Below are 15,043 nucleotides of genomic sequence, written 5' to 3'. Positions count from 1 at the left end.
ACAAATTTGATGATTTTTTCTGAATGGACCGGATTAAGGAAATTGTAGGCAATATAGATCAAGGTACTCCAAAACCCGTGTATTTTTTAATGGGGGAGGAGCCTTATTATATTGATAAGATATCCCAATATGTGGCTGATAATGTACTAACGGAAGAGGAAAGAGGTTTCAACCAGATGGTATTATATGGGAAGGAAACAAGTGTCGATGAGGTCATTTCCAACGCAAAGCGCTTCCCAATGATGGCCGAGCACCAAGTGGTAATCGTAAAAGAAGCTCAACATTTGTCACGTAACATTGAAAACTTTGTTTCCTATGTTGAGAATCCGCAACCCTCTACTATTTTGGTTATTTGTTACAAGTACAAGAAACTGGACAAGCGAAAAAAATTATATAAGTCCATTCAAAAGAACGGTGAACTTTTTGAAAGCAAAAAGCTCTATGAAAACCAGGTTTCAGATTGGATACGAAGGACACTAAGTAGTAAAAAATATAAGATTGTGCCGAAAGCTTGTATGTTGCTTGTTGAGTTTTTGGGCACGGACCTGAGCAAAATCAACAATGAACTTGATAAATTGACCCTGGTTGTTCCTCAAGGAACGGAGATAACCCCAGCATTAATAGAAGAACATATTGGCATCAGTAAAGATTTCAACAATTTTGAACTTAAAAAGGCCATTGGTGAAAAAAATATGCGGAAAACTGTGCGAATTATCGATTATTTTGCACAAAACCCGAAAGACAATCCATTTGTGGTTACCATATCGTTATTGAGCACTTTTTTTACCCAACTTTTACAATACCATGGTCTTAAAGACCACTCACCTGGCAATGTGTCCAAAGTATTGGGAGTGAACCCCTATTTTGTGAATGAATTTACCACTGCCGCCAAAAATTATCCCATGAAACGGGTTAGTGGCATTGTTTCGGGACTAAGGCAACTCGACCTAAAAAGCAAAGGTGTAAATGCCAATAATTTATCACAAGCTGATCTATTAAAAGAACTACTTGTTCAAATAGACTAGCCTTATTTTTTATCTACACTGTATTTACCGGGACCCAATAGAAAAATGACTACAAAAATGGTAAAATAAACCAGGGCAAGTTCCTTTTTGCCTAAAGGGTCTGAAGCATGAAAGATAAAGGCTGCAACGAACATGGTTATTGCTGATGGAATAGCTGCCCACCTAGTTTTAAACCCAATTATAATTAGAATGGGACAAATGAATTCACCTAACATCGCTAAAAAAAGAGATGGTGCCTGTCCAATACCAATTGGATTTAGCCACTCTGTATCTCCGCTTATAAGCTTCTGAAGTTTTGGATAACCGTGGGTCATTAAAAGTGCTGACGGAACTATCCTAAGAAGGGCCAGCCCTAAATGGATTAAAAGATTATTTTTCATGATGGGGGATTTTAATTTCCGTGAATGTATAAAATATGTCTTGAATAACAGGAAAAATTGGATGAAAACTCACCTGTTAATTGAATAGATAATTGTCCTGCTTGGGAAAACTAAAACTTATTATTACCTTGTTTGGCACTAATAATTTCAATCAAAAACATTAAAATCACAGTCATGAAAAGATGCATCATTTTTATTGCTATGGCCTTGTTTTGCATTCAATCGCAAAGCGGGCAAAATTTCCAGTTTAAAGCTAGCGAAATAGAGATACCCTATGAACAATTTAATTTACCCAATGGACTTACGCTCCTTGTACATGAGGATCATAAAGCGCCGATTGCAGCGGTAAATGTATGGTACCATGTGGGCTCAAAAAATGAAAAACCAGGTAAGAGTGGGTTTGCCCATTTATTTGAACACTTGATGTTCAATGGTAGCGAGAATTATAACAAGGATTATTTTCAAGCTTTGGAAAGTATTGGAGGTACCGATTTAAACGGAACCACAAATACGGACCGAACCAATTATTTCCAAAATGTTCCAGTTTCAGCTCTAGATCAGGTGTTGTTTTTGGAATCGGACCGTATGGGGCATTTGTTAGGAGCTGTTGACCAAGAAAGATTGGATGAACAACGAGGGGTTGTCCAAAACGAAAAAAGACAAGGTGAAAATCAACCTTATGGCAAACAGTGGAACTATTTAACAAAGTCCATGTACCCGAAAGGGCATCCATATTCGTGGACAGTTATTGGCGAAATGGAGGATTTAAATGCTGCTTCCCTGGAGGATGTGCAGGAATGGTTCAAATCGTACTACGGAGCTGCAAATGCAGTAGTCGCGGTTGCGGGAGATGTGAATCCGGATGAGGTATACCAAAAGGTGCTTAAGTATTTTGGAGATATACCAGCAGGTCCAACTATTGAGAGGCAAGAAGTAAACATTCCCGAACGCAATTTTGATACCTATCAGGTTTATGAGGACAGGGTGCCCGAAACCAGGGTGTTGTTCGCATGGAATACACCGCAGTTTGGTGCAAAAGAAGATTTGCATTTTGATTTGATTTCCGCAATACTTACCAGCGGTAAAAACTCAAGATTGTACAAGAAATTCGTTTATGAAGATCAAACCGCAAGTGCAGCTGTTTCCTTTCAGGCATCAAGCGAAATAGCCAGTAGGTTTATCACTTGGTTAAACGTTAAGCCAGGTCAAGATGCTGATAAACTCAAAAGCGAATTGGAGTATGAAATCCAGAAGTTTTTGACAGAAGGCCCAACAGAGGCTGAACTGACTCGGGTTAAGGCAGCTTACTTTGCCAATTTCATCAAAGGCCTGGAACGGATTGGTGGTTTTGGTGGCGTTTCGGATATTTTGGCCTCCAACCAGACGTATTTTGGAGATGCTTCCTATTACAAATCCAGATTGAAATTTGTGGAAGATGCTACTATTGCGGACATCAAAAAAACGGCCAATAAGTGGTTGTCCAAGGGAAAACATGTATTGGTTTGCAATCCTTTCCCCGAGTATACTGTTCAAAAAAGTACTGTTGATCGTTCTAAACTCCCTGAATTGGGTGCCCAAAAGAGCTCAAAGTTTCCAGCTCTGGAAAAAGCAGAACTTTCTAACGGATTGAACATAGTTTTGGCAAAGCGTACTGGGGTTCCAACGGTGGTTGTGAATTTGGTGGTCAACGCAGGATATAAAACCGACTATTTGAGTAGTCCGGGTACAGCGCAACTTGCCATGAATTTAATGGATGAGGGAACAAAAGATTTGAACTCATTGGAAATCAGTGAGAAATCCGAACTTTTAGGGGTTAGTTTGAACACTTTTTCAAATCAGGATCAATCGAACGTCTTTATGACTACTTTAAAACAAAGCTTTGATGCCAGTATGGATTTGTTTTCTGATGTGGTATTGAATCCCATTTTTCCACAGTCAGAGTTTGATCGTTTAAAGAATGAGCAAATCAACAATATAAAAAATGAAAAGGCGCAGCCGGTTGCCATGGCCTTAAGGGTAATGAACAAATATATGTATGGTGAAGATCATCCGTATAGTAATCCGTATACAGGAACCGGATATGAGGATACTGTAGAAAAATTGACTCGGGAAGATGCGTTGAATTTTTATAATACCTGGGTCAAACCCAACAATGCCACGATTATTGTTACAGGTGATATTGAAATGGATGACTTAAAGTCAAAACTTCAAAAGACCTTGGGCAAATGGAAAAAAGGAAATGTGCCGACCATTACATTTAATGCCCCCAAAGCAAACTCTAAAAACACATTGTATTTGATGAACAGGCCAGAATCTCAACAGTCCGTTATTATAGCGGGCCATTTGACAGAGAAATATGGTGGAGTTTCTGAAATTGCATTGGAACAGATGGTCAGTATTTTGGGTGGTGACTTTACTTCGAGAATCAATATGAACCTTAGAGAGGATAAACATTGGTCTTATGGTGCAGGGGGATTTGTTCTGGGGTCAAAAGAAGAAAGGCCATTTATTGTATACGCTCCCGTTCAAACGGATAAGACTTCTGAATCTGTAAGAGAAATTCGCAAGGAAATTTCGGAGTTTATATCTACAAGACCGGCCACACAAGCAGAACTTGATAAGGTGAAAACGAATCAGGTGTTAAGTTTACCTGGGCAGTGGGAAACCAATAGTTCAGTAAATACATCTATTCGAAACCTACTGAGATACAACCTTCCGGATAATTACTATGAAACTTATGATCAAAATGTGCGTAACCTTTCTTTGAAAGATGTGCAAGAGGTCAGTAAAAAAGTAGTACAACCAGAAGCAGTAAATTGGTTTATGGTAGGGGATAGGGCCAAAATTGCCGCCAAATTGGATGAACTTGGGTTTGACAATATCATAGAAATAGATGCCGATGGAAAGCCTATTGTTCCGGCAGTCCAGAAACAAGAATCAGAAATAAAAAATTAAAAAGAAAAGCCCGCTTTAAGCGGGCTTAATTTTATCTGAGTGTTGGAAATTCTTCTGGATTGGTTTCGCTCATGATGTCGTAAACTTTCTCGAAAATATCTTCTGCATTGGGTTTGGAGAAATAGTCGCCATCTGAAGCGTAGGCAGGTCGGTGTTCTTTTGATGTGAGCGTTTGTGGAGCACTATCAAGATATTGGTAGCCTCCTTGTTTCTCAATTATTTCCTGCATCAAATATGCTGAACATCCACCGGGAACATCTTCATCTATGATCAACAATCTATTTGTCTTTTTTAGACTTTTTACCACATCGTGATTAAGGTCAAAAGGAAGAAGTGACTGCGCATCTATGACTTCTGCATCAATACCGACTTCTAAAAGCTCTGAAGCAACTTTCTCAACAATCCTCAAGGTGGAACCGTAAGAAAGCAAAGTGATATCCGTTCCTTCTTTCATGACCTCAACAGTTCCTATTGGGGTGCAGAATTCACCTAAATTGACAGGTTTTTTTTCTTTTAGGCGGTACCCATTCAGGCTTTCGATAACCAGCGCCGGTTCATCACTTTTCAGCAACGTATTGTAAAAACCAGCTGCTTGGGTCATGTTTCTGGGGACAAGAACATACATTCCGCGCAACAAGTGGATAAGACCTCCCATGGGTGAACCTGAGTGCCAAATACCTTCTAAACGGTGCCCTCTGGTTCTGATGATCAAAGGAGCTTTTTGCTTACCTACGGTACGGTACATTAGGGTGGCCAAATCATCGCTTAATGTCTGCAATCCATATAGAATATAATCTAGATATTGGATTTCCGCTATGGGTCTCAGACCTCTTAAGGCGAGTCCAATGCCCTGACCAACAATGGTAGCTTCCCGGATTCCGGTATCTGCCACACGTAGATCGCCATATTTCTTTTGCAATCCTTCAAGCCCTTGGTTTACATCTCCAATGTTACCGGTATCTTCTCCGAAAACCAGGGTCTCGGGATATTTTTCAAAAAGTGCATCAAAATTGTCCCTTAAAATGATTCTACCATCCACCAATTCAGTTTCACTGGAATATTCGGGAGATAGCGCTTCAACCGTCGTTGCATTATCTTCCAATTCACTATAAAGATGTGAACTAAATTTAGGTTGGGAGTTACTCAAAAAATGATTTATCCATTGTTGAAGTGCCTGCTTCTCTGGCGATGATTCACCTAAAAGATAACGCAAAGCCTTTCTGGATTTGGAAGCCAAGTCTTTTTTTGAAGGTTCTTCAATTGCAATAAGGTCATTCTTTACTTTGCCAATAAATGTTTTGTTTGGACTCTGACCGGCTGCATTTTCCAAAAGTTGAACCAATTGTTTTTTTGCTTCTTGATGTGGTTTGAGAAACTCCAACCATGCTTCTTTTTTAGCAGCTCTAACGTTTTGTTTGATTTCTCTTTCCAGACCTTTCAATTCCTCTTCCGTGGCTACACCATTCTCAATAATCCACTCTCTGAATCTTTTATTGCAATCATTATCACGCTCCCATTCCAGGCGTTCCGCCGATTTGTAGCGTTCATGGGAACCGGAAGTAGAGTGGCCCTGGGGTTGTGTGAGTTCAGTAACATGGATTAAAACCGGAACATGCTCTTCCCTGGCAATATCCGATGCATTTTCAAAGGCATGAATAAGTGCGGTATAGTCCCATCCCTTCACTTTTAAAATTTCATACCCGTCACTGTTCTCATCACGTTGCAAACCTTTTAGCACTTCTGAAATATCACCTTTGGTGGTATGAAATTCCGAAGGAACCGAAATTCCATAGTCATCATCCCAAATACACATCACCAACGGAACTTGCATTACACCAGCAGCATTGAGTGTCTCGAAGAAGTGACCCTCGCTGGTGCTTGCATTACCAATTGTTCCCCAGGCAACCTCATTTCCATTGTTGGAAAAGTTGGTTTGGTCAATATCTGTAAGGTTTCGATATATTTTTGATGCTTGTGCCAGCCCAAGCAGGCGTGGCATTTGCCCTGCAGTACAGGAAATATCGGCACTACTGTTTTTTTGTTTGGTCAAATCTTTCCATGACCCATCTTCATTTAAGCTATGGGTTACAAAATGTCCGCCCATCTGTCGGCCGGCACTCATGGGTTCCTTTTTAAGGTCAGTGGTGGCATAAAGACCATGGAAGAATTCTTTAGGATCTAAATGGCCCAAAGACATCATAAAGGTTTGGTCGCGGTAATACCCACTTCTAAAATCCCCATCTTGAAATGCACGGGCCATTGCCAACTGTGGCAATTCCTTTCCATCTCCAAAAATTCCGAACTTGGCTTTGCCTGAGAGTACTTCCCGTCTTCCCAGCAGGCTACATTCCCTGCTTGTGACAGCAACTTTATAATCCTTCAGAATTTGTGATTGAAAATCATCAAAGGAAATATCATTACTAGTCTTGGAATCGGGTTTCATAGGCTATGCAGGATTTTTTGCAAAATTACTAAAATACATCGGCATTGGCAACACCCAACTCTGTTAATAACGTGATAATATGGCAACAAAAAGGGGTTTTGAAAACAAAATTTTCAAATTTTGTGTTTTTAGAAGGTTGTTTTTTGGGAATATGGCAATTAGAACCACTTTCTGGTAAACAAGCCAATAAGGGTTCTTGGGCTAATAGTGACTATGAATCTAATGCGCTCTCCGTAGTCTTTGTCCGCAATTTCCCATCCTCGATTGGAATACATTGGGAAGTAGAGCTCAAAATAATCTGTAACCAGATTTAAGCGTATTCCAGAATCATAGACAAAACGGGCATTTTCTCCACGATTACGGATATAGCCAATATCTCCATAAGCCTCAATCCATCTCCAAATATTAGTACTGGCATTCATGGTAGTAATCCAATCGTTGGCAAAAGGATTTTCAAGTTGGGATTTGAACCCACCTTCTGCAATAATAATCTGTTGGCTATATATACCCGAGTCTTCAGACCGTCCTAAATAATTTAGGTCAAAAAGATAATCTGTTGGCCGATCGAGGGCAAAGCTGAAAAAGTCTGAATTTGTTTTGTTCCTTAGAAATTTTCCAGCATAGAATCTAAGGTTCAGTTGTCTATTGCTCTGGAACAATTTACGGTACTCAAATTCAAAAGCCAGTTTACTGAACTCACTTGAATGCTGGGCATCAAGAAACCAGGAAGAATAGTTTAGGATATTGTTATCAACATCACGGAATCGAACATTAAAAACAGCATAATCCGGATCGGTATCGATTTCATCGGCTATTGCGTCATCAATATTCCGAAAAACACTTCTATACCTAAAAAGTAAGGATTGGCGGCGATTGGATATGAGATTATCTGGTCTCCATCCAAAACTAACAGCTGGGGTAAGCGTAGTAAATCGTGAATTTACCTGGAAATGTGACGTTGATCCTGAGAAGGAATAGTTGGATACATAAAGACCACTTTTACCATGGTATTTTCGATAACGAAGTCCAGCTTTTCCAACCAAAGTTTTTTCCAGAAATGAATATGTTGGTGCAAAATCATATTGAAATGGGCGTTCCAAGAATGTTTTATTGTAAATTCTTAGTCCAGGAGTTATTCCGTCATAGACATTGAAGTTGGCCACCGGCACATAAAAAACTTGGTTATAATTGGGATCTTCTGTATCCTTGAAAAATTGAAATTTCAGTTTTTTGTTACTGGAAAAGAAGCCATTTAGCGTTTTCCAGTTATCCCGTTGGTTAAATTCTGGAATTTTCTGATCATAGTTGAGCACTAAACGATCTTCTCCATTTCTAGGAATGGTAAATGCCCTGGAAGTATCGATATCGGTAAACCAATAATGGGATATTACCGAGTCTTTTTGAAGCCCAAATAAAGAAATAGGAACTTTTGTGCCTCGTTTGTTTTTTATTGTGAATGTAATTGAATCTTCGGTTTTTTCAACCTTTTTAATTTTGTAGTCAATTTTTTTACGTGTGGAAACATACTCGTCAAAAAACCAATTGATGTCCTTATCCGAGAATCTTTCAATTTCCCTTCTAAAATCGATAGCGTTAACTTTAGGATCTAGATTATGGGCTTTGTAAAAAGATAAAATACTGCTATCAATCTTTTTTCCTCCAAGATATTCGGCCAGATAAGCCATGCCCAATCCTGCCTTATAACCATTTGCTATCTTTTGATTGAATTTGATCAAGGAATCGTTGGGAGTGGTCAATGCCTGATCAATATTTTTACGGGCCGATAGCATACTTAGTAGAGCATATTGCTCATTGAAGTCCATTTTGGCCAAATGAAAACTTCTGAATCCCCATATTTTGGAAAGTTTACCAGCTAATTTTTGACCGGGGTAGTGCTCCTCCACATATTTTATCATAAGATAATTGCTGATGGCATCGACAACCCATCGCTCTCTTCTGGAGTCCAAATACAGCGTTTCCTTTAAAAAACTATGCAAGGCTGTCTTTAGAAATTTCATCTCAAACTGAAACTGGGCTTCATAAGGTCTGATAAAAGAGGGCAGTTGGTTTATTCCATAGAGTGGAGACTTATTGTATGAAAGTTCGCTTACCAATAAGCTTTGATGTGGGAAACTACCTAAATTATTTTTCAAAAAATCAGCAATCTTGTTTATTGAGATGCCTTGTGAGATATTGTCGTACTTATTGGAATCTAAATCTGTGACTACGGTTAAGGAACGGGTAACGTGTTTAGTAAAGGTATCCCTTGGACTCAGGATGATTTCACAACTTTTCCGATCACTGCCACCAAGCTTTACATATTGCCCTCCGGGGAAACCTGAGTTGCCATGCGCATCAAAATTTGTTGCCAAATACAATCCTTTTGGATATTTAAAGTCAATCGTTGTATTGACTATATCGGTATGCAGGTCATCAAGATCTAGATTGTTGTAAAGTTTCCACTCTTTATCGTATACCGCAGGGGTCAGGTACCAATCTCTTAAATAATATCCACCACCAGGATTATAGCCATATGAGGTAAATTTACCATGTGGTAATTTTATATTATAGGTAAAAAACAGTCGCACAGATTCTCCCGGCTGCAATACTTTATTCAATTTAATGCGCAGAATGTCTTGACTTTCATTTTGACTCCATTCCAATCCGGTGTATTCGGCATCTACAATGCTCATAATTCCGGTGCAGCCCCTTTCCCTATCTTTTGCCAAATGAAGACTTCGTTTGAATTCCTCTGCGAAGCGTTTTGCCAAAGCTGTATTTTTATTGGCATAGGCATGGGTCCAATCATTAAAATATAATATAGAAAGCCCATCACTGGAATTGTTTACATAGGTAAACTTTTGTTTCACCTGTATTTCGTTGTTGGCACCTTTCAACGTGGCAGTTATTTCATTGGTATGCTGCCCCAAAAGGGTATAGCCACATAACAAATGAAGCACGATAATAATATGTAAGGAGAATTTTTTGCTCAACAAGGGTTGTAGGGTTAAAAGTTAGGGCTAAGATCTCGCCCTTTATAGAATGCATCAATAATTTGGACCACCTCTTCTTCGGTATCCACAATTTTGATCAGGTCCAAATCTTTGGGGCTTATATTGCCGGCTTCGAGCATAGTGTCTTTTATCCATCCTAAAAGCCCGGTCCAGAATTTGGTACCCACAAGAATGATTGGAAATGTGTGTATTTTATTGGTTTGAATCAAAGTAATGGCCTCAAAGAGCTCATCTAGTGTACCGAAACCTCCTGGCATAACCACAAATCCTTGTGAATATTTAACGAACATGACCTTTCTGACAAAGAAATAGTCGAAATCGAGGCTTTTATCAGAGTCAATATACGGGTTGTCATGCTGTTCAAAAGGAAGATCTATGTTGAGGCCGACTGATGTTCCTCCGGCCAAATTAGCTCCTTTGTTACCAGCCTCCATTATTCCAGGACCACCTCCGGTTATGATACCGTAGCCTGCTTCGGCAACTCTTTTGGCCACTTTCACCGAGAGTTCATAATACTTGTCTCCTGGTTTGGTTCTTGCCGACCCGAAGATAGAAACACAAGGGCCAATAGCACTCATTTTCTCAAAGCCATTGACAAATTCACCCATAATTTTAAAAATGGCCCAAGAGTCATTTGTCTTTATTTCATTCCAACCTTTGTGGTGTTGTTCTTTTCGCATATCTCTACTTTTTTATCAGACCGCAGGGGCAATTTTTCTTTTAGCATTGTCCAACTCCTTCTTCAAGAACTTGGCAGTATAACTTTTATTGTCTTTGGACACTTCTTCCGGGCTGCCTTTTGCCACGATCATTCCACCACCTCGACCACCTTCATATCCAATATCAATAATATGGTCCATCATTTTTATAACGTCCATATTGTGTTCAATGACCAAAATGGTATTTCCTTTGTCCACCAATTGGTTCAAAACTTCCATAAGCACTCTGATGTCTTCAAAATGAAGTCCTGTTGTGGGTTCATCCAGTATGTAAAAGGTGTTTCCAGTATCCCTTTTGGAAAGCTCCGTAGCCAATTTAACACGCTGCGCTTCACCGCCAGATAGGGTAGTGGATTGCTGTCCGAGTGAAATATACCCTAATCCAACATCTTTTATAGTCTTTAGCTTTCTGTGGATTTTGGGAATTTTCCCAAAAAAATCCACAGCTTCGTTGATGGTCATTTCAAGCACATCTGCAATTGATTTTCCCTTATATCGAATCTCCAAGGTCTCTCTGTTGAACCGTTTACCATAGCAGGTTTCACATTCAACATAGACATCGGGCAGAAAGTTCATTTCAATGACCTTTAATCCTCCACCTTGACACGTTTCGCATCTTCCTCCGGCCACATTAAAACTAAACCGACCTGGTTTATAACCTCTGATGGTGGCTTCGGTGGTTTTTGAAAACAACGCCCTTATTTCGCTGAATACGCCCGTATACGTTGCTGGATTGGATCGCGGTGTACGTCCAATAGGGGATTGGTTGATGTCGATGACCTTATCAACATGATCCAAGCCGGTAATTTTTTTATAGGGCATAGGTTTCTTCACCCCGTTAAAATAATAGGCGTTCATGATGGGATAAAGGGTTTCGTTGATTAAAGTGGATTTTCCACTTCCAGAAACACCGGTAACCCCAATCATTTTTCCCAAGGGGAATTCTGCGGTAACGTTTTTTAAATTGTTTCCGGTACAACCAGAAATCACAATTTTTTTTCCAGTACCTTTTCTTCGGTTTGATGGCACTGGAATCTCCAATTCCCCAGAAATATATTGTGCGGTCAGAGTTTTATGATATTTTAGATCATCTGGTTTTCCTTCGGAAATAATCTCACCTCCATGTCTTCCGGCTTTTGGACCTATGTCAATGACGTGGTCGGCATGTTCAATCATATCCCGGTCATGTTCTACCACAATTACAGAGTTTCCAATGTCTCGGAGTGACTCTAAGGAATTGATCAGACGTTGATTATCCCGTTGATGTAATCCAATGCTTGGCTCATCAAGAATATATAGCACACCAACTAGTTGGGATCCAATTTGTGTGGCCAATCGAATTCGTTGGGCTTCACCTCCAGAAAGGGATTTGGAGCTACGATTTAACGATAAATAGTCCAAACCAACATCCAATAAGAATCGGATTCTGGTTTTGATTTCCTTGATAATTTCTTCTGCTATTTTCTTCTGATTACCTTCAATTGATTTTTCAAGTTGTTCAAAGAAATCCGCCAGTTCAGCAATGTCCAATTGGGCCAGTTCAGCAATATTTTTGTTTCCAATTTTAAAGTAAAGAGATTCTATCCGTAAGCGTGCTCCTTCACAGCTAGGGCAAGACACTTTGTCCATAAAATCTTTGGCCCATCGTTTAATGGATGTGGAATTTGCCTCTTCAAACTGCGTTTTAATGAAATTGGCGATACCTTCATAATCAATTTTGTACTGCCTTTTAACGCCTAAGGTTTTGGAATCGACCTCAAAACTATCTTTGCCTCCGTTTAGGATTACCTCCATGGCTTCAGCGGGAATTTCAGCAATTGGATCAGAAAGGTTAAACTGATATCGCTGAGCTATGGTTTCTAACTGTTTGAAGGCCCAAGATTTTTTGTATTCGCCCAATGGAGCAATACCTCCACCATTAATGGATAGTTTTTTATTGGGAAAAATCTTTTGTTCGTTTACTTCGTGAACATGTCCAAGGCCGTTGCAAACAGGACACATCCCCTTTGGTGAGTTGAAAGAAAAGGTATTTGGCTCAGGTGTTGGGTAGGAAATGCCTGAAGATGGACACATCAAGTCCCGACTAAAGTATCTGGGTTCCACCTCACCTTCCTCCAAGACCATTAGCACATTGTCACCACTGTACATTGCAGTATTTATGGTCTCGTTAAGTCTTTTATGGAAATCCTCACTTTCGTTGACCTTAAGTCGATCTATTACAATTTCAATATCATGGGTCTTGTAGCGGTCGACCTTCATCCCTTTTGTGATGTCCAGAATTTCTCCATCAACCCTAACTTTCACAAAACCCTGCTTTGCAATTTGCTCAAACAATTCCCGGTAATGGCCTTTTCTAGATTTAACCACCGGCGCCAGAACATTTATTTTTTTATCACGATAAGAATCAATGATCAGGTCTTTGATTTGCTCATCACTGTAACTGACCATTTTTTCACCAGTATTATAACTGTAGGCATCCCCTGCACGGGCGAAAAGTAGACGTAAAAAGTCGTAAACCTCAGTGATAGTGCCCACGGTTGAACGTGGCGATTTTGATGTGGTTTTTTGTTCAATGGCAATTACGGGCGAAAGACCATCGATTTTATCGACATCGGGTCTTTCCAAACCTCCCAAAAATTGTCGGGCGTAGGCTGAAAAGGTTTCAATGTAACGTCGTTGACCTTCCGCATATATAGTATCAAAAGCCAAAGAAGACTTTCCACTTCCAGAAAGACCAGTGATTACTACGAGCTTTTCCCGAGGGATGGTGACATCAATATTTTTAAGGTTATGGACCCTAGCTCCCTTAACCTCAATATGTTCTTCGTAGTTAATCATAAAAAATATAGCAAAACTTCAAAAATAACCATTTGGGATGTAAAAAGGAAGCCGACCTAGGTTTCGTTTTTGTGAATGGTTGACTTATTTTTGGAGCTATTAAAGGTGAGACATCTCTTGAAGAGTTAAGCCATCTTTTGACAATTAAATGATAGGTTTCGACTGCACTCGACCTGACAAAAAAATAAAAAATGAAATTACTTGGAATTGGTTCTAGAATTAACCACCCAGATTATGGAAAAGGGGTGGTAACTAACGTGTCTTCCCGACATTATTGGGTCACTTTTTTAGAAAATGGTTTGGAAACCATTGATTTGGATTCTGATTTTGATGTTATTGAAGGGGTAGAGGACGATGTGGATACCGTGAGCTTTTTTGATGTGGAAAGCTCTTTGGTCAAAATCTTGGAAAAATGGAGTGATACTCATGAGAAAGTGGCTTTGGCGGACAAATGGAAAGGTGGTACGTTGATACTGGAACCGGAAGGGGGATTATCACCCAAAGAAATTCCCATTGACACTTTTTTTCATAAGATAGTCATGGTTCGTGATAGGATTAGGGTGATGGAACAAAAAATAAATAGCAGTAAAAATTTGGACGATCAGGAAAAAATAGACCTTCAACAATATATCACTCGTATTTATGGCAGTTTGACCTCGTTTAATGTGCTTTTTAAAAACAAAAGTGATCAGTTCATTGGCGAACGGTCTAAATAACCGCCTACACCGCTTCCTTTTCTGTTGGAATATAGGTTTTGTTATTTTTTGAAACACCCGAAGGGTGCAATTTTCTATTGATCAATGATTTGATATGTATATTTTTTATATAATCGCTCCAAAGGGTTTGTTGGTCCAATTCTTCATTAAAAAAAACATCACTGTTATGAGCTTTGTTGATGCCAAAGTCTTTTAGTTTAAGTGATATCATTTCTACATGATTTTGATTGTAGTAGATACCATATTCGCGTTTCATATCGTAAATCAACCAGCTTTTATTTGCGTAAATATTCCTAAAATACCTTGAAATTAAGGGTAGTACATTGGTGTCGGGTTCGATGGTTGCAAAATGAATGTCGTCTTTGGTGAGTTGAAAACCAACTAAGTTCTCTGTCCGTTGCTTTTCTCTACCTACAGCACTGGCCAATTGGTTTACTCTTTGCACAATGCCATCCGAATAATTCAAATAGTTGCCAGCTTTGGCCTCCATCAGCTTTTGGATATAGGTATATAATGTGAGCTCAATCCCTTCAGATTCACTCAAAAACGAAAAATAGATATTGGTAATGGCATTGTGACTTTTGTTTCGAATACCGTTCCAGACGCGTTTCGCCTTGTCAACATGCGTAAAAATGGTCTTGGTATCAGAAAACAGACCACTTTGGTTCTGCCCATTTCTCTGAATATCGGCAACATTTATTTTTTCTTCAAAGGCAATGAAGATGGCGGTAAGAAAACCATTAAAAGTGCCATCATAGATTAAGGTTGTTGAATTTTTCATAGTAGCCCTGTTTTGTAATTAATCCAAAATTATGGAATTATTCCTAAAAATGGAAATAATCCAAAATATTTTTTGGAAATAATCCAATTTACCTATATTTGAGACATTAAATATGATGTTGATCCTATCGAAGTGGGATGAAATTATCCATTCTAACATAAGTTCAGAATGA

At 39.2% G+C, this 15,043-nt stretch carries 9 protein-coding genes; 3 read left to right on the top strand and 6 right to left on the bottom strand.

Annotation, left to right across the window (positions count from 1 at the left end):
- Positions 1-23: 23 nt before the first annotated feature.
- Positions 24-1,025, top strand: a complete 1,002-nt coding sequence (gene holA, locus IAG46_RS03050; protein ID WP_190808845.1) for a DNA polymerase III subunit delta — start codon at positions 24-26, stop codon at positions 1,023-1,025.
- Between the two features lie 2 nt (positions 1,026-1,027).
- On the opposite strand, the gene IAG46_RS03045 is transcribed toward holA, so the two are convergent.
- A complete protein-coding gene (locus tag IAG46_RS03045; protein ID WP_190808844.1) occupies positions 1,028-1,405 on the bottom strand; it encodes a DoxX family protein in 378 nt (125 codons plus the stop codon).
- 174 nt (positions 1,406-1,579) lie between these two features.
- On the opposite strand from IAG46_RS03045, the gene IAG46_RS03040 reads away from it, so the two are divergent.
- The gene (locus IAG46_RS03040; protein WP_190808843.1) at positions 1,580-4,360 is read left to right on the top strand and encodes a pitrilysin family protein; all 2,781 of its coding nucleotides are present in this window, start codon (positions 1,580-1,582) and stop codon (positions 4,358-4,360) included.
- A gap of 31 nt (positions 4,361-4,391) precedes the next feature.
- Here IAG46_RS03040 and IAG46_RS03035 read toward each other — a convergent pair whose 3' ends face one another.
- The 4 genes from IAG46_RS03035 to uvrA all read right to left on the bottom strand — a co-directional run bounded on the left by IAG46_RS03035 (position 4,392) and on the right by uvrA (position 13,374).
- Positions 4,392-6,803: a thiamine pyrophosphate-dependent enzyme gene (locus IAG46_RS03035; RefSeq protein ID WP_190808842.1), complete on the bottom strand. Its 2,412-nt coding sequence runs from the start codon at positions 6,801-6,803 to the stop codon at positions 4,392-4,394.
- 158 nt (positions 6,804-6,961) lie between these two features.
- Positions 6,962-9,796: a metalloprotease gene (locus IAG46_RS03030; RefSeq protein ID WP_223826561.1), complete on the bottom strand. Its 2,835-nt coding sequence runs from the start codon at positions 9,794-9,796 to the stop codon at positions 6,962-6,964.
- A gap of 14 nt (positions 9,797-9,810) precedes the next feature.
- A complete protein-coding gene (locus IAG46_RS03025; protein ID WP_190808841.1) occupies positions 9,811-10,497 on the bottom strand; it encodes a TIGR00730 family Rossman fold protein in 687 nt (228 codons plus the stop codon).
- A gap of 15 nt (positions 10,498-10,512) precedes the next feature.
- Positions 10,513-13,374 carry an excinuclease ABC subunit UvrA gene (gene uvrA / locus IAG46_RS03020; protein WP_190808840.1) on the bottom strand — a complete coding sequence of 954 codons (2,862 nt, stop codon included), beginning with the start codon at positions 13,372-13,374 and terminating at the stop codon, positions 10,513-10,515.
- Between the two features lie 191 nt (positions 13,375-13,565).
- Here uvrA and IAG46_RS03015 point away from each other — a divergent pair, with 191 nt between their 5' ends.
- Positions 13,566-14,090: a hypothetical protein gene (locus tag IAG46_RS03015; protein WP_190808839.1), complete on the top strand. Its 525-nt coding sequence runs from the start codon at positions 13,566-13,568 to the stop codon at positions 14,088-14,090.
- Positions 14,091-14,094: 4 nt separating this feature from the next.
- On the opposite strand, the gene IAG46_RS03010 is transcribed toward IAG46_RS03015, so the two are convergent.
- Positions 14,095-14,871 carry a TIGR03915 family putative DNA repair protein gene (locus tag IAG46_RS03010; protein ID WP_190808838.1) on the bottom strand — a complete coding sequence of 259 codons (777 nt, stop codon included), beginning with the start codon at positions 14,869-14,871 and terminating at the stop codon, positions 14,095-14,097.
- Positions 14,872-15,043: the final 172 nt, after the last annotated feature.

Origin of the sequence: Flagellimonas sp. S3867 (assembly GCF_014698935.1) — a bacterium.
In the GTDB taxonomy this organism is placed as follows: domain Bacteria; phylum Bacteroidota; class Bacteroidia; order Flavobacteriales; family Flavobacteriaceae; genus Flagellimonas.
The sequence above is the reverse complement of the archived record's forward strand: the minus strand, read 5'-3'. Positions and strand labels throughout refer to the sequence as shown.

Bases quoted from the DNA above. Each gene is read 5' to 3' on its own strand.
- holA (WP_190808845.1), top strand. From the start codon at position 24: ATGGACCGGATTAAGGAAATTGTAGGCAATATAGATCAAGGTACTCCA.
- IAG46_RS03045 (WP_190808844.1), bottom strand. From the start codon at position 1,405: ATGAAAAATAATCTTTTAATCCATTTAGGGCTGGCCCTTCTTAGGATA.
- IAG46_RS03040 (WP_190808843.1), top strand. From the start codon at position 1,580: ATGAAAAGATGCATCATTTTTATTGCTATGGCCTTGTTTTGCATTCAA.
- IAG46_RS03035 (WP_190808842.1), bottom strand. From the start codon at position 6,803: ATGAAACCCGATTCCAAGACTAGTAATGATATTTCCTTTGATGATTTT.
- IAG46_RS03025 (WP_190808841.1), bottom strand. From the start codon at position 10,497: ATGCGAAAAGAACAACACCACAAAGGTTGGAATGAAATAAAGACAAAT.
- uvrA (WP_190808840.1), bottom strand. From the start codon at position 13,374: ATGATTAACTACGAAGAACATATTGAGGTTAAGGGAGCTAGGGTCCAT.
- IAG46_RS03015 (WP_190808839.1), top strand. From the start codon at position 13,566: ATGAAATTACTTGGAATTGGTTCTAGAATTAACCACCCAGATTATGGA.
- IAG46_RS03010 (WP_190808838.1), bottom strand. From the start codon at position 14,871: ATGAAAAATTCAACAACCTTAATCTATGATGGCACTTTTAATGGTTTT.